We start from the raw sequence: 615 nt of genomic DNA, 5'->3' as shown, positions 1-615 counted from the left end.
CTCGCGACGCCGTGGGGCGAGCCATGGAAACCCTCCGCGAGGTCGTCAAGCCGTAGTGGCCGGCGCCTGCGCTGTCGTGGAGTGCCGCGCACGATCATGCCGCGGTCAGCGCGGTCGTACCGATGAGCGCGGGTCGCCCGCGCTCAACCGAGGAACGCCCGGATCCCCTCGAGGGTCTTGGTGTCGAGGCGGAACCAGGCCCAGGTGCCGCGACGCTCACGGGTGACGATGCCGGCGTCGACGAGCGTCTTGAGGTGGTGGCTCACGGTGGGCTGTGACACTGGGACGGCCTCGGTCATGTCGCAGACGCATGCCTCCTGATTCGGAGAGGCGCTGATGATGCTGAGCAGCTGCAGGCGCACCGGGTCGGCCAGGGCCTTCAGCAGGTTGGCGCGACGCTCGGCCTCTTCGCGCTCCAGGGTAGCCACCGGGGGCGAGCCGCAGTCCGAGACGTGCGGCACCCGCTGAGGCGTCGTGCTCAGTGTCGTGATGTTCACCTCGGTCACCTCCCGTCCACTCCATCGATCAGTCTCAATGTTGACACACGTCGATACGACTGCCAACGTGGAAGTATCGACCGCGGTCGATACTCCGTCGACGGGTGACCGTCCCCAG

Annotated in this window: 1 protein-coding gene; it reads right to left on the bottom strand. The window is 67.8% G+C overall.

The window, feature by feature from the left end; genetic code table 11:
* Positions 1-143: 143 nt before the first annotated feature.
* Positions 144-497 (bottom strand): ArsR/SmtB family transcription factor, encoded by a 354-nt coding sequence (locus ABD194_RS19935; protein ID WP_343994754.1) that lies wholly within the window; start codon positions 495-497, stop codon positions 144-146.
* Between the last annotated feature and the right edge of the window lie 118 nt (positions 498-615).

Origin of the sequence: Terrabacter terrae (assembly GCF_039529575.1) — a bacterium.
In the GTDB taxonomy this organism is placed as follows: Bacteria; Actinomycetota; Actinomycetes; order Actinomycetales; family Dermatophilaceae; genus Terrabacter; species Terrabacter terrae.
The sequence above is the reverse complement of the archived record's forward strand: the minus strand, read 5'-3'. Positions and strand labels throughout refer to the sequence as shown.